Annotated in this window: 20 protein-coding genes; 10 read left to right on the top strand and 10 right to left on the bottom strand. The window is 31.7% G+C overall.

The genetic code is table 11. The annotated features are described in order from the left end of the window. Positions 1 to 301: 301 nt before the first annotated feature. Positions 302 to 937 carry a methylthioribulose 1-phosphate dehydratase gene (gene mtnB, locus BM319_RS07055; RefSeq protein WP_069035500.1) on the bottom strand — a complete coding sequence of 212 codons (636 nt, stop codon included), beginning with the start codon at positions 935 to 937 and terminating at the stop codon, positions 302 to 304. Positions 938 to 1,482: 545 nt separating this feature from the next. Between mtnB and BM319_RS07050 the strand changes: the two genes are divergently transcribed. Both BM319_RS07050 and BM319_RS07045 read left to right on the top strand, forming a co-directional pair. Beyond that, a complete protein-coding gene (locus BM319_RS07050; protein ID WP_069035499.1) occupies positions 1,483 to 3,225 on the top strand; it encodes a B12-binding domain-containing radical SAM protein in 1,743 nt (580 codons plus the stop codon). An 866-nt stretch (positions 3,226 to 4,091) separates the two neighbouring features. Beyond that, positions 4,092 to 4,439, top strand: coding sequence for a DUF3905 domain-containing protein (locus BM319_RS07045; protein WP_091022015.1), 348 nt, complete (start codon positions 4,092 to 4,094; stop codon positions 4,437 to 4,439). Between the two features lie 62 nt (positions 4,440 to 4,501). Here the strand turns inward: BM319_RS07045 and BM319_RS07040 are convergent, their stop codons facing one another. After that, the gene (locus BM319_RS07040; RefSeq protein WP_175403537.1) at positions 4,502 to 4,903 is read right to left on the bottom strand and encodes a DinB family protein; all 402 of its coding nucleotides are present in this window, start codon (positions 4,901 to 4,903) and stop codon (positions 4,502 to 4,504) included. A gap of 215 nt (positions 4,904 to 5,118) precedes the next feature. Here BM319_RS07040 and BM319_RS07035 point away from each other — a divergent pair, with 215 nt between their 5' ends. Then, positions 5,119 to 5,598 carry a spore coat protein gene (locus tag BM319_RS07035; RefSeq protein ID WP_091022012.1) on the top strand — a complete coding sequence of 160 codons (480 nt, stop codon included), beginning with the start codon at positions 5,119 to 5,121 and terminating at the stop codon, positions 5,596 to 5,598. A 28-nt stretch (positions 5,599 to 5,626) separates the two neighbouring features. Here BM319_RS07035 and BM319_RS07030 read toward each other — a convergent pair whose 3' ends face one another. From BM319_RS07030 to BM319_RS07005, 6 genes are all read right to left on the bottom strand, one after another. Beyond that, positions 5,627 to 6,133 carry a DUF3189 family protein gene (locus BM319_RS07030; protein ID WP_069035495.1) on the bottom strand — a complete coding sequence of 169 codons (507 nt, stop codon included), beginning with the start codon at positions 6,131 to 6,133 and terminating at the stop codon, positions 5,627 to 5,629. A 25-nt stretch (positions 6,134 to 6,158) separates the two neighbouring features. Then, entirely contained in the window at positions 6,159 to 6,827 is a 669-nt protein-coding gene (locus tag BM319_RS07025; RefSeq protein ID WP_091022009.1) for a DUF421 domain-containing protein, read from the bottom strand. 98 nt (positions 6,828 to 6,925) lie between these two features. Beyond that, positions 6,926 to 8,146: an NAD(P)/FAD-dependent oxidoreductase gene (locus BM319_RS07020; protein ID WP_069035493.1), complete on the bottom strand. Its 1,221-nt coding sequence runs from the start codon at positions 8,144 to 8,146 to the stop codon at positions 6,926 to 6,928. A gap of 131 nt (positions 8,147 to 8,277) precedes the next feature. Next, positions 8,278 to 9,357 carry a class III poly(R)-hydroxyalkanoic acid synthase subunit PhaC gene (gene phaC / locus BM319_RS07015; protein WP_069035492.1) on the bottom strand — a complete coding sequence of 360 codons (1,080 nt, stop codon included), beginning with the start codon at positions 9,355 to 9,357 and terminating at the stop codon, positions 8,278 to 8,280. 47 nt (positions 9,358 to 9,404) lie between these two features. After that, a complete protein-coding gene (locus BM319_RS07010) occupies positions 9,405 to 10,148 on the bottom strand; it encodes a 3-oxoacyl-ACP reductase (protein ID WP_069035636.1) in 744 nt (247 codons plus the stop codon). Between the two features lie 21 nt (positions 10,149 to 10,169). Further along, complete coding sequence (locus BM319_RS07005) at positions 10,170 to 10,682, bottom strand: hypothetical protein (protein ID WP_069035491.1); 513 nt, start codon at positions 10,680 to 10,682, stop codon at positions 10,170 to 10,172. 208 nt (positions 10,683 to 10,890) lie between these two features. Here BM319_RS07005 and phaQ point away from each other — a divergent pair, with 208 nt between their 5' ends. From phaQ to BM319_RS06970, 7 genes are all read left to right on the top strand, one after another. Next, positions 10,891 to 11,310 (top strand): poly-beta-hydroxybutyrate-responsive repressor, encoded by a 420-nt coding sequence (gene phaQ / locus BM319_RS07000; RefSeq protein ID WP_069035490.1) that lies wholly within the window; start codon positions 10,891 to 10,893, stop codon positions 11,308 to 11,310. Positions 11,311 to 11,357: 47 nt separating this feature from the next. Then, positions 11,358 to 11,867, top strand: a complete 510-nt coding sequence (locus BM319_RS06995; protein WP_069035489.1) for a hypothetical protein — start codon at positions 11,358 to 11,360, stop codon at positions 11,865 to 11,867. Between the two features lie 63 nt (positions 11,868 to 11,930). Further along, positions 11,931 to 12,374 (top strand): MaoC family dehydratase, encoded by a 444-nt coding sequence (locus BM319_RS06990; RefSeq protein ID WP_069035488.1) that lies wholly within the window; start codon positions 11,931 to 11,933, stop codon positions 12,372 to 12,374. A 90-nt stretch (positions 12,375 to 12,464) separates the two neighbouring features. Further along, positions 12,465 to 12,653 (top strand): alpha/beta-type small acid-soluble spore protein, encoded by a 189-nt coding sequence (locus tag BM319_RS06985; protein WP_069035487.1) that lies wholly within the window; start codon positions 12,465 to 12,467, stop codon positions 12,651 to 12,653. A 185-nt stretch (positions 12,654 to 12,838) separates the two neighbouring features. Continuing rightward, the gene (gene nagE, locus BM319_RS06980) at positions 12,839 to 14,206 is read left to right on the top strand and encodes an N-acetylglucosamine-specific PTS transporter subunit IIBC (RefSeq protein WP_069035486.1); all 1,368 of its coding nucleotides are present in this window, start codon (positions 12,839 to 12,841) and stop codon (positions 14,204 to 14,206) included. Positions 14,207 to 14,727: 521 nt separating this feature from the next. Further along, positions 14,728 to 15,825, top strand: coding sequence for an SDR family oxidoreductase (locus tag BM319_RS06975; protein ID WP_091022007.1), 1,098 nt, complete (start codon positions 14,728 to 14,730; stop codon positions 15,823 to 15,825). Between the two features lie 1,240 nt (positions 15,826 to 17,065). Continuing rightward, the gene (locus tag BM319_RS06970) at positions 17,066 to 17,920 is read left to right on the top strand and encodes a CAP domain-containing protein (protein ID WP_091022005.1); all 855 of its coding nucleotides are present in this window, start codon (positions 17,066 to 17,068) and stop codon (positions 17,918 to 17,920) included. A 92-nt stretch (positions 17,921 to 18,012) separates the two neighbouring features. On the opposite strand, the gene BM319_RS06965 is transcribed toward BM319_RS06970, so the two are convergent. Beyond that, positions 18,013 to 18,711 carry a copper homeostasis protein CutC gene (locus BM319_RS06965; protein ID WP_091022286.1) on the bottom strand — a complete coding sequence of 233 codons (699 nt, stop codon included), beginning with the start codon at positions 18,709 to 18,711 and terminating at the stop codon, positions 18,013 to 18,015. A gap of 10 nt (positions 18,712 to 18,721) precedes the next feature. Further along, positions 18,722 to 19,630, bottom strand: coding sequence for an RluA family pseudouridine synthase (locus BM319_RS06960; protein ID WP_091022003.1), 909 nt, complete (start codon positions 19,628 to 19,630; stop codon positions 18,722 to 18,724). Between the last annotated feature and the right edge of the window lie 15 nt (positions 19,631 to 19,645).

Genomic DNA, 19,645 nt, shown 5'->3' with positions numbered 1-19,645 from the left:
CTTTTTTCTATCGTTCTTACTTATAAATTAGACGACTTTTTATTAAATCCTGCTTAAAATGATTAATTTTGATTTAAGTGAGTTTCTATCGGTATCTTTTATCTAAAGTTTTTAAACGTAGCTTTTTACAAATAGTAATGAGCACTTTCTTTCAATACAGTATACTCTAAAAAAATTTTATTTAGCAAAACCAACTAGAAATGATCACTTTTAAAAAATAGTATATTTTTATTATAAAATAAAAAAGCTAAAATGTAATGGAATTTATTTACCACTACAATTTTAGCTTTTTTTCTTCTATTTAGTTGCCTGCTTTTATTTTATGACCTTGAATCATCATTAGTTTTACTTTATAACTTATTAAAAATTCAATTCCTTCTAGCCACTTTTTCGTTTCTAGTGGACTTCTTCCCCAAACTGTAATCCCGTGATTTCTAACAAGAACAGCCCCAAAATCCTTTGTTAAAAATGGAGTGTATGCACGTTTAAAAGTTTCCATGTCTTGTGCATTCTCAATGATTGGAACTATTATTTTATTTTCAAAATAAGAACTTGTTAATATATGAACCATTTCATTATTTTCAAGTTCTACCTGCCCTTCATCACCAAATAGTTCAGAAATAACATTATTATCTACAGTATGTACATGGAGCACACAAGTAGCAGATGTTTTTTCGTAAATATTTGCATGAACCAATGTTTCAAGTGATGGTTTTAATACCGTATCAAATACTGGTTCACCAAGATTATTAACTACTATAAATTCTTCATCACAGCGTGCTCTCTTATCCTTCTCATCCGCTGTTACAAGAAATAATAATGGATCGTCTGAAATTTTCATAGACAAATTTCCACTCGTACCATAAAACCAATCTCTTTTAGCCAAATCACATTTAATATTCGCAAGCTTTTTCCACTGTTCTAAAAATAAACTCATATTTACACCTCCACTTATTTAGACTATCTATTTGGACACCGTTAAAAATTCAAACTATTCATACTATTTAATAAAATTATGTCATGTGTCGGTCTTCATTGTCAATAGTTCTAAGTAAATGAACAATCATAAATTTTCTACAACTTTTATCCATTTTTGATAGTAATTAATGATTTAATACTTTTTTTACATCCTGATTTGACAGCACACCTATTTTATTACACAAATAAGTGAAAAATAAAACTTTTTTACTCATATTACTTTTCCTTTCTTTCCCTAGGGAAACTTTTTTGTATTTAGTAAATCATATGTCTTTTTATAAAAAAGGTGATGAAAATCTACTATAAAATCTGGCAAGTTTCAGTTAGACGAAATCACTTAGGAGGAAAGTATACTAGAGGCACTAAACTCCCCTAATAAATAAGTAATTTGATATTTGTATTGCTTCTTTACTTCATTCATTTTCTATTTCGCTTTTGAAAATTTAGTAATCTCAATATTTTATGATAAAATAAATCGATAATAATTTAGAACGAGGTATATAAATGAACATTGTTTTAGCAACATTAAATGCAAAATATATCCATACTAATTTGGGTATTCGATACATTAAAGCGTATGCTCAGCCTGAATATGATATAGAGCTTGCAGAATATACGATTAAAGACCCAAGTCTTAACATCATTACAGACTTATATAAACGTAAGCCGAAAATACTTGGTTTTAGCTGCTATATCTGGAATATCGAACAAACAATTGAAGTCATCCGTATGTATAAAAAAATTGATCCTTCCGTTATTATTTTTGTTGGCGGACCAGAAGTAAGCTATGATGTGAATTATTGGTTAGATCGCGTAAAGGAAATTGACATCATTACAATTGGTGAAGGAGAAATTACTGTTAAGAAATTAATTAAAGCTATTGAAAACGGAAATGATTTTACTTCCATAAATGGCATTGGTTATCGAGATGAAGGAAAAAATATCATTAAACCACAAACAGAAAAATTAGACTTAACATCTATTCCATCGCCTTATCGATTTAAAGAAGATTTACCATTTCTAAGTAAAAGAATTCAATATATTGAAACAAGCCGAGGTTGCCCGTTTAATTGCCAGTTTTGTTTATCTTCTATTGAAGTTGGGGTTCGATATTTTAATCGAGAGGTTATCAAAGATGATATTCGTTATCTTATGGCAAATGGAGCGAAAGTATTTAAATTCGTAGACAGAACTTTTAACATCAGTCGTAGTTATGCAATGGATATGTTCCAATTTTTAATTGACGAACATGTGGAAGGAACAGTATTCCAGTTTGAAATTACCGGTGATATTATGCGACCAGAAGTCATCGAATTTTTAAATCAAAATGCTCCTAAAGGCTTATTCCGATTTGAAATAGGCGTTCAATCTACAAATGATGCTACAAACGAACTAGTTATGAGAAGACAAAACTTTGAAAAGCTTTGCAGAACCGTCACACTTGTACGAGATGGCGAAAAAATAGATCAGCATTTAGATTTAATTGCTGGTTTACCAGAAGAGGATTACAATTCATTTCGACAAACATTCAATGACGTTTTTGCTTTAAGACCAGAAGAGCTGCAACTAGGGTTTTTAAAAATGCTAAGAGGCACTGGAGTACGATTAAGAGCGCATGAACATGATTATGTTTATATGGATTATGCCCCGTACGAAATATTAAGTAATAATGTACTATCATTCGATGATATTGTGAAAATTAAGCAAGTTGAAGACGTTCTCGAAAAATATTGGAATGACCATCGAACAAATAGTACAATTGAATATTTAATTAAAAATGAGTTTGAAAGTCCATTTGATTTCTTCCAATTATTTGGTTCTTATTGGGAAGAACGCGGTTGGTCAAGAATCGGCCATCAGCTTGAAGATTTATTTAAGCGTCTGAATGAGTTTTTAACTCATTATAAAATTAAAAACGATACGATTGTTAAAGATATTATGAAAATTGATTATTACCTAAATCATAAATATAAACCGCGTAAACCTTGGTGGGACGAAGTTACAAACCATGATTTTGCGAAGGATCTTTATAAACGAATTATCGAAAATCCTGAATATTTAGGTTCAGATTTTATTTCACTTAATTTAAATGAAAAAGAAATTTATAAGCATACAATGATTGAATCTCTTTCATTTGATATCGAACATTTCTTACTAACTGGAGAATATAGAACTGGTAATTATGCGATGCTAGTTTATTTCTCACCTAAAACATTATCGCCTTCATTTTTTACAATTGAAGCATAAGTAAAAGAGGACAATATTCATTTTGGATATTGTCCTTTATGCTTTTTAAAAAAAAAGAAGTTGTCAATTAAATAAGAATTTCTTGTTGATTTCCACTACGGGATGCTCGCTTTCCATGGGGCATGAGCTGAGCCTCCTCGTTCCTGCGGGGTCTCACCCTTCCTGCATCTCCCATAGGAGTCGAGCATCCCTTCGTTCCAATCAACTCTTCAAATATAAGAATTAAGCTCTAAATCAAAATAATTCTCATTTTAAAGAATTGTCTTTTTATTAACTAAAACATATACCCAAAAGTCAAATTCAAATTCTACTTATGCAAATTAACATATACAAATATGGTAAACCCCTTTATAACATTTTTTAATCAAACGAGTACATATTCAGTGACTATTATTGAACATAAAATATCATTTTTTGATGATTTATTTATGATTAAATGTTTAATGTACCTGAGTGGTTTTGCTATACCAACAAATTCTAGAATTTGTTATTCGATATTAATACAACATCAGACTGATTATTAAACTGTAATTTTACTCTAAGTAAAGGATATTAGATTGTTTTTTTAGTGTATACATTTTTTTATGAATAATTTGATTGGAACGAAAGGTTGCTCGACTCCTATGGGATAAGCGGGAAGGCTGAGACCCCGCAGGCTTGCCGAGGAGGCTCAGGTCTCGCCCCATGGAAAGCGAGCACCCTGTAGTGGAAATCAACATCACTATACTCCTTTAACGAATATTTGGTAATTAATTGACAAGATTGTTTTTCAAAAGCGTGAGAACAATATTCATTTTGGATATTGTCCTTTTTGTATTGAATTTACTAAATAGCAAATAATAATTTGTAAGTAGAGGTGATATATAATGAATAGAAAAAATGAGAAAACTGAAATTGATTCACCGGTAATGAATGATACTTTACCCCATATTTCAAATTTTCCTTCTTTTAAAGGGACAGACATTAAAATGGAAGAACCTTTTGTAAATTCAAAGGGTGTAGTAATTGGGGACAGTAAGTATAGCTCTCCTAACTCTCCATTAAATAATTGGTCGGATGATGTTGATCCATCAGTTATGGCAGGCGACGAGTGGGTTCATCCAACAAATGATATTGGTTGGGCAAGTTCAGAAAACACAGACTTATTAGAATCAAGAAAACGAGAACAGCCTGCTAAACAATTTATGCATCCACAGCACGAAACGAAAGACTGATTGAAATGCAAGATTTAGGGGATCGGAAGAAAGTATCATAACTTCTATCCCCTATTTTGTCTTTAAAATAGTGCGATTTTAATATCGTCCTTTTTTTGGACTAGTAGCATATGTAATTGCGCTCTGTGGTGTGTGAAGTGTACTAAAATCTCTAATAACCATTCGAATTTTGAATATTGAAGGCCCCAATATGAAGTAGATTTTTCAACTAACTCTTTTTCTTTCATATTAAAATAGCATTCCTTTAATTCATGAAAATTTTTTTGTAATAAACTTTTCATTTCAACTAGTGATTTACATTCAACCCCGGTATAGTATTTAACCATTATTTCTTGACTAGCACCGCTCATAATTTCCATATCAGCACCAATAAGCTCACTTAGATGTTGGACTAGCTCCCCAATCGATTTCTTGTCCTTAACCGGTCGGAAATTTAAATCTTCCTCATTAATTAAATCAATCATTTCTAAAACACTCTTTACACATAAACTCAATTGATGAATCACATTTTCAATATACATAAGTTTGAGCGGGACAAGAATGGCGGAATAGTTCTAGATCAATCCCTCAAACAATTTCCTATCTTCTCCCTTTTCCTCCCTTCCTGCTTAAACTTTACCTTTTTTGTCATATAACCATTCCTTACTGAATAGGCTTGTACCATAAAGGAGGGATCTTGATGAGAACATTGGCTTGGCATGAAACCTTAGAATTACATGAAATTGTTGCTACAACTACTTACTACTTATATAAGCTTAAAACAAATATAAAAAATATAACAGATTCAGGATTAAAAGAATTATATAAAACTTCTATTACATTGTTTGAAAATAACTTACGGGATTTACTAAAATTTATGAGCAATATTACGATTGGGGAAAGGGATGCAGCAAGCGATAAACTAGCAAGCGAAATGAGTGCTGAAGATTTATTATCAGCAACAAAAGTATTAACAAAAATGTATGCACATGCACTTACAGAAACAGCTACTCCTGATTTAAATAATTTATTTATTAAGCATCTAGTATCGGTGAACAATTTGCATACTCAAATTTTTAGCTATCTATCAAAACAAGGTCAATATTCCGTATTTAATATTAATAAGTTAATCGAAAACGATGCTAAAAAAGCAATGGATGTTATAAATATGCCGTATTAAAAAATGGACGTAATAGAACGTCCATTTTTTAATCTTTGTTGAAGTTTTTATTAGATAAGTCAGTAACCTTTTCAGCTGCTATGTGATGATATCTTTTCGTATTTTCAACTAATTTTATCAAATTAAGATAAGTTTGCTTAGCCCCTAATACAAGTAATGGAACCCCAATAAAATCGATATGTAAAAATCTTGATGTAAAGCCACCTAAAGTCATAGCTAAAGGGACTGTTGGTGATGTACTTGATAAAATAATTTTATCTTCTTCATTTAATAAGATTTTCCCTAAACTTTCGATCGCTGTTGGCACATTTTTAGTATATCTTTTCGCAACTGTATACACTTGGTCCCCATTTTCATCTTCACCGTGATAAAATAGTTTTCCACCATCTTTTGGTTTTAGTTTATTAAATAAATAGGTATTCTTTACCTCTTCCGTTGTCGGCTGGCGATCAAGTGGTAATTGCTTTAAATGATATGCAGCAGCCAAAGGTGAAGAATGCGTACCTCCAAAACAGTAATAAATATAATATTTCATTTATCTCATCCTCAAATTTTTTATATTAATACGTATGTAAATGTAATTGCTTTGAATCCCATTCTGCAAAGCATACTTGTTTAAGTGATAAATTTGACTCAGAAAGTTTTTTATGAACCCACTTTTCATCTTTTTTCAACGAGTTAAGAGCCCTTTTAATTATTTTTCCATCACTAATTATGACCACAGGTAAAAATTCTTTTTCCATTTGAATTTTTAAATCCTGTTTAGTTGGCGTGTCAAAATTTGACTTCTTCAGGACACTAATCGTGCCATCATTTTCTAAAATAGCATACGCAACTTCACTGACTGCAAAAGTATCCTTTGCTCTTAGCAATTGCATCAATTGGTCAGTATCCAAACGATTTCTTTTCAATTCTTTCCATTGAATTGCTCCGTGTTTAATTACAACAGAAGCATCACCTTCTAAGAACTTTCTTGCCCACATTGACTTTTGTGTCAAGATCTCAGTTACAAATATTAATGCTCCCCAAACAAAAATACTAAAAAGAATTTTTGGTAGATTTGCTTCCTTATCATATATTCCATCTCCTAGTATATTTCCTAACACTAGTGACGAAATCAAATCAAATGGCGTTATTTGTGTAATTTGTGTTTTCCCATTAATTTTAACGACAATAAAAAGAGCTATATAACCTAAAAACAACTCTGTAAACATTTCATGATAACTCATGTAATACACTCCTATATTTTTATTACCTATTAAATTTTCTTACTACTTTACTCTTTTTATACATAAAAATGGTAATTGATTAACATTCTAATTAAAATTTAATGATTCATATAAATAGATGCGTCTGGATGAGACCCCACAGTAACTAGATCTTTTAGTATTTTAGCTAGTATGTAACTATAAACTGTTCCATTGCCTCCATAAGCCATTAAAAAAAGGCAATTAGGATATTCATCGTATTGTCTAATCATTGGTAAGCCGGAATGTGTTCCTCCAAATGTACCTGTCCAAAAGTATTCTGCTTTAGCTTCTTTATAATGAGGAAACAACTCTATTAAATTTTTTATTAGCAGTTCTTTTTTATGGAATAACATAGATTCACGTTTTTCTGGTATTATTGTAGGTTCGTCAAGTCCTCCAACAATTATTCTTCCGTCAACTGTCGTCCGGAGATATAAATATGGTCTTGCCGTCTCCCAAATTAAACAATTTTCATACCATGCATTGCTTTTTTCTACTAGAGGTTGTGTTGCAATCGCAAATGTTGAAGTTAAAATTGCATTTTTCTCACTTTTTATCTCCATCGATTCATAACCCCCAGCAAAAATAACTTTTTTTGCTCGAACCGTATGTTTATTTTTAGTAAAAAGTTGTACCCCTTCATCTGTACCGATGATCCGAGTTACCTCTGTTTCCGAATACACCTTCAATCCTCGTTTCAGAGCATATAAAAGTAAGCCGTGTGCGTATTTATACGGATTTACTTCAGCGTCATCCCCTGTGAACAGTGCAGCTTCCTTCGTAAAATTAAACTTTTCTTCAATTTGCGATTTTGTATATCGTTCAACAGTAAAACCATTTTCTTTTAATGTTTTATATTCCAAATCAATCATTTCTTTACCATCTAAATTACTAGCATAGTATAAACTTTTTCTTTTTATAAAATCAGGATTAATATCAATGTTTTTTGACATTTCTTCAAGACCTTTAATTGCCTCTACACATAATTGATAATGACGGACAGCTATTTCTTTTCCATATGAATGAATAAACGAATTTAAAGTTTTGTCATTAGAATATTGTAAGAGCCCCGTATTTGCACTAGTGCTTCCCTGTACTACTTTTTTTCGTTTATCTAGTAAAATGACTTTAGCTCCTGTTTGACTTAGGAAATATGCACATAAACTCCCTGATTCACCACCTCCAACTATTACAAAATCACAATCTAGATCTTCATCGAGTGGATTTATATTTTCTAGTTCTGGATGTGAATCAGTGTAAGTCGTTGGCCAATACAAGGTCCCACTAATACTTTTCACGTCTTCTCGTCTCCTTTCTTCGAATCATATTTAAGGTAGTTTTTGTCAGTTGAATAAAAAAAATCCCACTTTTTTAAAAGTGAGATTTTTTAACATAATATTATGAATGAATATCTAAAAATTTACTGAAATTATGATCTTTCAGCTAACCATTTACCAATTGTAGGATATGTCGTTTTTAATGAAACAGGTCCAAACATGATTGATACATGGCCCGATGGAATCGAAACATACTGCTTATCTACGCTAGAAATATGCTCATTTAATGCTTCAACTTGGCAAGGCATTGCAATATGGTCCTTCGTAGCAGAAATATTTAAAACATTAGCTTTAATGTTTGATACATCTACTTTTCTTCCTCTAATTTCTAAGTCACCGCTTAATAATTTATTTTGTTGGTAAAACTCTCTGATCCATTGGCGATATGCTTCACCTGGGAATGGAATACCATCTGTAACCCATTTTTGCATTAACTGCCAAGACTTAATAAATTTTGTATTATCAGAGCGATCCAATAATGTTACATAAGGTCCAACAAAATTAGTAACTGGTTTTAACATTTTGTTACCAAAATCGATCATTTCAGGAGGTATATTCCCTAATGTATCAACAGCTTTATCAAGTGCAAAGTATTTTTCATTTAAAAATGCACCATATAAACCTGTATCTGAAAAATCGAATGGACTAGTTACAAAAATTAAGTTTTTAATTGGTGCATTTTCATAAAGTGATGCGTAAATACTTGTTAACGTACCACCCATACAATAACCTAACAGCGATATTTCTTTTGCACCTGAAAAACGAAGTACTTTATTTACCGCTTTCGCAATATAGTCGTGAATAATATCGTCAAATTTCAAATGACGATCTTCATGAGCAAAAGTTCCCCAATCTAATAAATAAACATCAAATCCTTCATTAACAAGATACTCAACAAAAGAGTTCCCCTTTGTTAAATCAAGAATATACGGTTTATTAATTAGAGCGTAGATAAGAAGGATTGGAGTCTTTTTTACCTTTTTTGTAGTTGGAATATAATGATATAATTTACTTTTATTTTTCGTCCAAATCACTTCTTTAGGAGATTGACCTACTAAAGGTTCTCCCTCTTTAATAAGAATATCTGCAGTTTTCTTCAATCTTTTGTATGATTCTTTTAATCCGCTCGGAAGCGATTCCGTTGCTTCTTCTAACAATTGTGAATTAAACACACATTTCCCCCCTTTTGATCTTAAAAAAGGTCATCTATAAGTAAGACTTAAACGTAAAGTCCGCCATTAACATTAATCTGTTGACCAGTAATGTATTCTCCGCCTTCACATAAGTAAATAACAGCCTTAGCAATCTCTTCAACTGTACCAAATCTTCTTTTTGGTATTCTTGATTTAATTTGCTCTTGTACATTTTCCGGAATTTCTCTTACCATGTCAGTTTCAATAAATCCTGGACATACAGAATTTACTGTAACGTCTGTTTTAGCTAATTCAAGAGCTAATGATTTAGTAAATCCAATCATTCCTGCTTTTGCAGCTGAATAGTTTGTTTGACCGAAACCGCCTGCTTGACCTATTACTGATGAAATATTAATGATACGAGCATTATCAGATTCTAATAAGTATGGTAAAGCAGAATTACATGTGTTATAAACGCTGCTTAAATTTACATCAATAACCTCGTGCCAATCTTCTGCACTTAGTTTTTTGAAAGAACGGTCTCTAGTAATACCAGCATTATTAACAATAACGTCTAATCGGCCAAAATGCTCAACTGTACGATCAATTAATGCTTTTGCTTGATCTAATTCAGCAACATTAGCTTGAACTGCTAACGCCTCATAACCGTTTTCAAAAAGTTCATCTACAACTGCTTTTGCGTCTGCTTCGCTATTATTATAATTGATAACAACTTTTGCACCTTTTTCTGCTAAAGCAAATGCTATCGCTTTTCCAATCCCTTTTGCTCCACCTGTTACGATCGCTACACGATTTACTAAATCCATTATCATTTCTCCTTTTTTAACTAATTATTGTTTTGTTGGTTGTTTAGTTGTTAATTGTTGTAAAAGTTGTTCAATATTAGCCATTGAAGACTTTAGTTGTTCAATATTTTCCATTGAAGACTTTAATTCACTAACTTGTTGATGAATTGATTTGGTTTCAGCTTTTAATTTTGTAAGATCTCGTTTTACTGTCACAATGTCTAACTCTTTTTTCAATGCTGCTACATCTAACTCAGGTTGAGAATCTAAAAATAATTGATCTTCTAATGTATCTACTTTCGATTCTAAATTAATCACTAAGCTAGCTACATTTGCGATATCTTCTTTGGAAGCAATATTTGAAGCTTCTAAGAAGGTTTTTGATTGGTCATTCAACATCTTTTTACAGAATAGATTAAAATCTATTACAGAACCCATCCACTCGGAAAATTCTTCTTTCTGAACATATTCGTTCATCATTTTTCCAAAGTATTTTTCATTAACATCATACATTTGCTTCCACATTTTCAATGGATCTGAATAATTTTGCTCTGACATGTTAATCCCCCTCACTACTTTTAAGTATAGAAAACAAGCTAACGACAAAACAATCCAATGTTTTCGTGATATTTCTACATTTGTTGTCGAAATTTGTTTTTTAATATTCATTATATTTAAAATACATTGACAATAAATTTAACTAAGTGTAAATTACACCTAAGGGATGATGATTCCATTACTACGATATAGGGGGGAACATAACTTTATGACAACAAATGAAAAGGAAACAAGCAAAAAAAACAAACAAGAAACCTCTGAATCGATAACATTGCCTAAAAACTTCTTGGTTCCCTTTCTACTTCTTAGCCTTAAGCAATGGAATATGCATGGCTATAAATTAATGCAAGTATTATTTGATTTAGGTTTTACTACGCTTGATTCAAGTAATGTTTATCGAATTCTAAGACAACTTGAAAAAGAAAGTTATATTAAATCTAGTTGGGAATATGGAATGGAAGGTCCGGCAAAGCGAATTTACTCTATTACAGATGCCGGAGAGGAATATCTAAAAACTTGTCATAATTCATTTACTCAATATAATCAGATGCTCCAAACATTTTTTTCGATTTACACAAATTCATTCTTTCCATTTAGCAACTCTGATCAAAGTTTTAAAGATGATTGAAATTGCAGCAATGCATTCAATAATAAATTTTTTTGGAGGAAATACTAATGACTGAAAAAACAATCGAATTACAAACTGAACTTGCAGCTGAGAATTTTCAAAAAATGCTTCAATATTTATTAGACAATCAATTACAAATTCAACAATGGACAGAGTCTTTATTTCAAGAACAAGCAAAACAATGGAAAACTTTAAACGAGCAAGTGCAAGTACAACAACAAGAGTCTTACGAGCAATTCCAAGAAATGATTAAATTATTAAATGAAATTAAGCCTACAATTAATCAAGAGACTTACGAAAAAACTTGGAAAAAATTAGTTGATCAGTTTGCTCCATACCAATCTTTATGGACAAATATGAATCAAAACCCATACCAACCATTTTTTCAAGCTATGAGTACATTTTCAAATCAACAACAACAATTTTTTCAACAGTTTTTTAAACAACCATTAAATAACACACCTTACACTGCATGGACGAACATGTACCAACAGTTCCAAAAAACACAAGAAGATTGGTTTAAAAACTTACAAGAATTCTCATTTACAAAACTATAATCAATATAGTTAAACAATTTTCTTGATTAGCTATACATTTCATCAAGGAGAGGAAGAAACAAAATGAATGTTTTCGAAAGTGCAAGAAATGTACAGGAAGTTCATTTTGACTCCATTTCAGTTGGTGACGAAGCTACTCTCGAAGTTAAAATTACTGCAGAGTTAATTGAACAATTTGCTGCAATTTCAACAGATGTAAATCCAATTCACTTATTAGATGATTTTGCAAAAGAAAGCATCTTTAAAGAAAGAATTGCACATGGCATGTTGATTTGCAGCTTTATTTCCTCAGTATTAGGTACAAAACTTCCCGGCAAAAACACCATCTACTTATCTCAAGAAGTATTTTTCAAAGCACCAGTAAAAATTAATGACACAATTAAAGTAATCGTCAGTGTTGTACGTAAAAGAGATGATAAAAAATTATTAACGCTCCAGACGAATGTATATAATCAAGAGAATGTACTCGTAGTTGAAGGATCAGCATTGGTTAAAAAGTTAACATAACCCTAATATGACTGTATTTACCAAGCATGAGAAAACCCTAAATGTAAAAAATAGAATTGTAAGCTATTACTTACAGAAAGGGAGATAATCATGACAAGAACAAATAAATTATTAGTTCCAGGTGTAGAACAAGCACTTGATCAATTTAAATATGAAATCGCTAACGAATTCGGTGTAACTTTAGGATCTGATACAACTGCTCGTTCAAACGGATCAGTTGGTGGCGAAATCACTAAACGTTTAATTGCTCAAGCAGAAAGTCATTTAAGAGGTCTTTGATTGAAGTAATACAAACTATATAAAATGGCTTAATATAGGGGAAGATTTGATTCTTCCCTTTTTATTTTTATTTTTTTTGGAAGAAAATAGCATTTTTTATCTTAACTAGTTGTATAGACAAGTTGAAACTTTTAGGTTAATATTGAAAGCGTAATCATTATAATAATTTTCGGAGGGAAAATAATATGCTTAGTTTCTTACAACGTATTGGTAAAGCATTAATGCTACCAATCGCTGTCCTTCCAGCTGCAGGACTTTTACTGCGCTTTGGACAACCAGATCTTCTAAACATTCCGTTTATGGCAGCTGCTGGTAATGCAATTTTCTCTAATCTTCCATTAATCTTTGCAATCGGTGTTGCAATCGGTATTTCAAAGGATGGAAATGGAGCCGCCGGTCTTGCAGGTGCAATCGGTTACTTTGTATTAACTGCAGGTACAACTACGATAAATAAAGACATTAACATGGCTGCCCTTGGTGGTATTATTACAGGGGTTGTAGCTGGTCTTCTTTACAACCGTTTCAGTGGTATTAAATTACCTGAATGGTTAGGATTCTTTAGTGGCCGACGATTCGTTCCAATTATAACGTCAGCTACTATGCTCGTATTAGCAGGAATATTTGGTTATGTATGGCCAACAATTCAAGATGCTATTAACTCAGTTGGTAACTGGATCATTGATATTGGTCCAATCGGAGCTGCAGTATTCGGTTTCTTAAACCGTATTTTAATCCCACTAGGATTACATCACGTATTAAATACAATTTTCTGGTTCAACTTAGGTGACTTTACTGATGCTGCTGGTAAATTAGTTCACGGTGACTTAAACAGATTCTTCGCTGGTGACAAATCTGCTGGTGCATTCATGACTGGTTTCTTCCCTATTATGATGTTTGGTCTTCCAGCTGCTGCATTTGCAATGATCGCTGCTGCAAAACCAGAAAGACGTAAAACGGTTGCAGGTATGTTTATTGGTCTTGCTTTAACTTCTTTCTTAACAGGTATTACTGAACCAATCGAATTTGCATTCATGTTCATTGCTCCAGTACTATATACGTTCCATGCAATCTTAACTGGTTTATCAATGGGTATCGTAAATGCTTTAGGAATTAAAGATGGCTTTACATTCTCAGCTGGTTTCATGGACTACATTCTGAACTACAATATCGCAACTAAACCAATTCTATTAATCCTAATCGGTTTAATCTTTGGTGTAATTTACTTTATCGTGTTCTACTTCGCAATTAAGAAATTTAACATTAAAACACCAGGTCGTGAAGACGACGAAGATGTTGAAACTGATGAAGTAACAACTGAAATTGGTGATTCATTATACCTACAAGCTTTAGGTGGAAAAGAAAACTTAACAAATATTGATAACTGTACAACTCGTTTACGCTTACAAGTAAAAGATGCTTCTAAAGTTAATGAAGCACTTCTTAAAAAAGCTGGTGCTCGTGGAGTTATTAAATTAGACGATAAAAACGTACAAGTAGTTGTAGGTACAAACGTAGAGTTTGTTGCTGAAGACTTGAAAAAACAAGTTAAATAATTGATTTTAAAAGCTTGTCCATAATGGGCAAGCTTTTTTTGCTCATGAAGGGTTTATGGGTTAGTAAATAGATCAATGCTTGAAGCTTACTTATTCAAAAGGGTTCTTAAGGAACCATATGAGCTATATCATGTATTATACTTCCTCATAAGCGGTTCATGAGGAACTTTATATGCTAATTCTTGAATCTTACTTACTCATAAAGGGTTCATGAGTAACTAAATGAGCTATATCATGAATTTTACTTACTCATAAGCGGTTCATGAGTAACTAAATAATCTAAATCATGTATTATACTTACCCATAAGCGGTTCATGAGTAACTAAATAATCTAAATCATGTATTATACTTACCCATAAGCGGTTCATGAGGAACTAGATAGCCTAAAACTGGAGTTCTACCCTCCATAAATAGAGAAGATCAAAATATGTTTATTATAATAGAAGCAACTTCACATTAAATGCATATTTCTTTAATAATATAAACAAAGGGATTTATTTTACATAAAGTAGGTGGCTAGAATGGAAAGAACATACTTTATTACTGGATTTCCCGGATTCATTTCGAAGCAGTTACTCCTCAAAATTCTAGATAATGAAATGTCTTTTCAAAAAATTTATCTACTCATTCTTCCTAATACTGAAAAACAATGCCGAGACTTTTTATTAACATTAGATCAAAAGTATCCGGATTATTCTCTTTTAAAGATAGAACTTTTATGTGGAGATATTACCAAGAAAAACTTTGGGCTCAGCCTAAAAAATCTTAATGTCCTTATTAATGATCTAACTGACTTATTTCATTTGGCTGCCATTTATGACCTTGCAGTCCCTAAAAAAATTGCATATGAAGTAAATGTGAAAGGAACAATAAACGTAAATGAATTTGCACTTAAACTAAAATCTTTGAAGCGTTACACCTATTTTAGTACTAGCTATGTCTCAGGAACTCGTGAAGGAAGAATTTATGAACATGAATTAGAAATGGCACAAACATTTAAAAACTTTTATGAAGAAACGAAGTATTATGCTGAAATAGAAGTTGAGAAACTAAAAACACAAATTCCAATCACCATTATAAGACCTGGAATTGTAGTTGGTCATTCAGAAACTGGTGAGACAAGTAAATTTGATGGACCATATTTCATTTTAAATTTCTTTACAAAACTTCGCTATTTACCTATCCCTCAAATAGGTAAGAACAATGCTTATTGCAATTTCATTCCCATTGATTATTTAATTAATGCTGTTTACTTTTTAAGTCATGCAGAAATCGGAGTTAACAAAACTTATCAAATTACAGATCCCTCTCCTTACCCTGTACAAGATGTTTATAAAGATTTTCTTTCCTATTATTTAAACAAAACTACCGTAGGCATAATTCCAATTAAATTTATTAGTCCTCTCCTTTCAATCCCATTCATTAGACGTTTACTAAAAGTAGAAAAAGAAGTTTTATCTTATTTTAATTGTAAATCGGAGTATGATTGTATTAATACTTTAACTGATCTACAAAATACAAATATTAAATGTCCGGACTTTAAAGATATACTTCCTGTTATTACAAATTATTATAAAGTGCATAAGTCATTGATCGAGAAGCATGTATTAATTAGGTAAACCGGATTATGTAATTTCGCTTCTATATATATAGGAAAAGTTTAAAGGACACTAATTTTAATTAGCGTCCTTTCACGTTGTTGAAAAACAACCTTGTCAATTAACTTACCAAATTTTCATAAAGGAGTAGAGTGATGTTGATTTCCACTACAGGATGCTCGCTTTCCATGGGGCGAGATTCTTTAGCCTCCTCGGCGAGCCTGCGGGGTCTCAGCCTTCCCGCTTATCCCATAGGAGTCGAGCACCCCTTTCGTTCCAATCAACTTATTCATCAATAAGAAGTCTGCAATAAAAACTAATCAAATAGCCTTTATTAAGCGTATCCTATCAGTTGTTTATTAATTTGTAGGTCAATTAAGATCGAACATTAATTAATAAGCTAATCAACTGAATTTATTTTTCAAAAAATTAGCATATAATATTTCTTACCTTATAAAAAAACTTACTAGTGTTATTGGTATCATAAAATTGCTCAATCATATTAAAATTTAAAACCATTAATAGATAGCTCAACCAAAAATTATCATTTCATCATTAATAAATGTTCATTTAATGTCCGTTTTCTCTATTGACCATTTTATATTTCAACACTCTGAAAGGACACTAATTTAATTAGGTCCCCTTTTATTCATAAATAGCTCTATGTAATTTTAGTGTTTTGTATTTTTTCTTCTATTATTAATGATTTTTTTCATATCCCATTTAAAAAACGCTAAGTATGTACAATAATCCGCTTTATATGGTCTTTTCAATTTTCTTTTCTAAATCCTAGCTTATAATTTAGGGATATTTGTTGAAATTGTTGATGTATACATTCTTTTAATCATTCCTCAAAGGACTTTCCAATATAAAACTGTATAGAACTGGACTAGTATCATCAATAAATAATTTCAAATTATTCACCCTCAATACGTTCTTTACAGAATGATTACAATCGTAACTGAATAACAACAAAACTGGATTTTTCTTCCTGTATTATAACGTGAGAATAGGACGTTTTCTTAACTTCAAACTTTTTTAATGGAAATTTTAAGCAAAAATTTATGATACTTATTTAATATTATTCTAGTAAAATAGTTGTCATAACAACGATTTTTTTTATTTCTGTACTAAAACAGTACTACCAAAAAAATCCTCAAATTTGCCTCCCCATTATTTCCCATAATTATGTCATGCGTTTTCATGCTAAAGTATTACTTGTACAGCGAGACAATAACCAAACAAATGGAGGAAGAAGAACATGAAAAAAATCGTAACTTTATCAACTGTGGCTGCTACTCTACTAGTGGGTGCTCCTGTAGGTGCCGTAAACGCAGCGACTATTACAAAGGATACTACTAAATCATATACACAACATATCAACTTAAATAATTTAAACTCTTTATATAATTATTTTAATCTACCAAACTTAGAAACTTCAAATGGTACTATTAAAATCGATTTAAGTAAATTATTAAACAGCAATGGTATTGATATGACTAAACTACAAGATGCTATTAAGCAACAATTAGGACAAGCATCTAAGCCAGCTAACTCAGGAACTACACAACCATCAGCTCCAACAACGCCGGCTAAACCTGAAACACCAACAACAAAACCGACGGTACCAACTACACCATCTAAACCAACAACGCCGTCAACATCAACACCATCAACACCATCAAAACCAGCAACTTCAACACCATCAACACCATCAACACCATCAAACACAGCATCATTATCAGCTTATGAATCTAAAGTAGTTGATTTAACAAATGCTGAGCGTACAAAAGCTGGTTTAAAACCGTTTACTGTTAATGCAACATTATCTAAAACAGCACGTTTAAAATCACAAGATATGACTGACAAAAATTACTTTGATCACACTTCACCGACTTATGGATCACCATTTGATATGATGAAACAATTCGGAATCACTTATAGCTATGCAGCAGAAAACATTGCTAAAGGTCAAAAAACACCTGAAGAAGTAGTTACTGCTTGGATGAATAGTGCTGGTCACCGTGCAAATATCTTAAATCCTAACTTAACTCAAATTGGTGTTGGTTATGATTCAAGATCAAATGCTTGGACTCAACAATTTATCGGTAAATAATAAATAACATTTGAATAAAGCTGTATTCTAAGTAGTCCGTTTTTGCGGACTACTTTTTTATTATGTGAAAATAATTTTGATCTATTCAAAGATTATTTGATTGATCCTCGTACTAACCTACTTCGCAAACTTTCCATTAAAGAAGAATCAATTTCTTCAATTGCAGCGTTATTTTTCCGAACCCCAGAACCGAAATGTATTTCTTCTACATTCGTAAATTCAATGAAATCTGATACATTTTCAATAGATAATCCGCTTCCTGCTAAAATTTTTATATTCGATTTATTTGTCAGTTCGATCATACTTTTTATTGTTTCTTTCCCATCAATAGCACTAGCAACACCGCCTGATGTTAATACATGTGTAATCTCAGGGTATTGTTTCAATGTATCAATAGCTGATAACAGATCATTTGATTCATCTATTGCTCTATGAAATGTAAAGTTCATATTTTTTACACGAGCTGTTACTTTTTTTAAAAGCTCTTCATCAATTGTATTCTCTTTTGTCAAGGCTCCAAAAACAATACCAGCTGCTCCGATCTCATTACATACATCAATATCACTTAAGATTACTTCTTGATCATATTTATCATATAAAAATGAACGACTATGTGGTCGAATCATTACATGTACTGGAATTGAGACACTTTGAACAACCTGTTTAATTGTCGCATAGCTTGGAGTCAATCCTCCCTCTTTTATTCCAGTAACTAATTCGATGCGATTTGCCCCAAACCTTTCTGCATCTAATGCATCTTTTGCGGTTGTGGCAATGACTTCTAATAACATTTCATTCATCTCACTTTTCGTTAAGTATTTGTTTTATGTCGGCTGGGTATGAGATATCAATCGATAAATTTTCTTTTGTAAAAGGATGCGTAAATTGTACATTACTAGCGTGTAATCCTTGACGATTCAATAATTTTTGTTTCCCACCATACAATAGATCTCCAATTAATGGATGACCTAAAAAACTTAAATGGACTCGGATTTGATGTGTTCTGCCAGTATCTAACTGACATTTTAATATCGTTATGTTCAACTTTGAGATATATCTTATTTTTTTATAATGTGTAATTGCTTTATCGCCTTTTGGAGATACCCTTCTTCTGGTAGGATGATGTCGATCCCTTCCAATCGCTTCATTTATTGTACCTTTAGGTGATTTAACATTCCCTTCAACTATAGCTGTATAGGTACGTTTTATTTTACGATGACTTAACATCGAATCTAGAATTGAACTACTTAATGCATGTTTAGCAAATACCACTCCACCTGTTGTGTCTTTATCGAGGCGGTGTATATGGCGTACTTTTGTTTTTAATCCATTTTCTTGAAAATGAAATGCTACCCCATTTGCTAATGTATTTAACTGTCCTTTTTCATTCGGATGTGTGTCGACTCCAAACGGTTTATTAGCAATAAGTAAATGTTCATCTTCGTAGCAAATCTCAATAGATTGTTCTTGTGGAATTACACCATAATCTTCTTCTATGTACAACTGCATTTCAACTTGGTCACCACTTAAAAGGATTGTATTCCAAGGTTTAATTTCTCCGTTAATCTTACAACCTTTTGCCATCCTTAATTCATGTAATAACTTCTTTGGAAACTGCCACACATTTTTTAAATATGACTCTACTGTTTGATTTTTATGTTCAATACCTATTATTACCTTAAACCATGGATTTTGTTGCTTTAACTCCATCATTAATCACCACTT

The sequence above is a fragment of the Bacillus sp. UNCCL81 genome, assembly GCF_900112535.1.
GTDB lineage: Bacteria > Bacillota > Bacilli > Bacillales > Bacillaceae_G > Gottfriedia > Gottfriedia luciferensis_B.
Note: the sequence above shows the minus strand (reverse complement) of the source record. Positions and strands in the feature narration are given on the sequence as shown.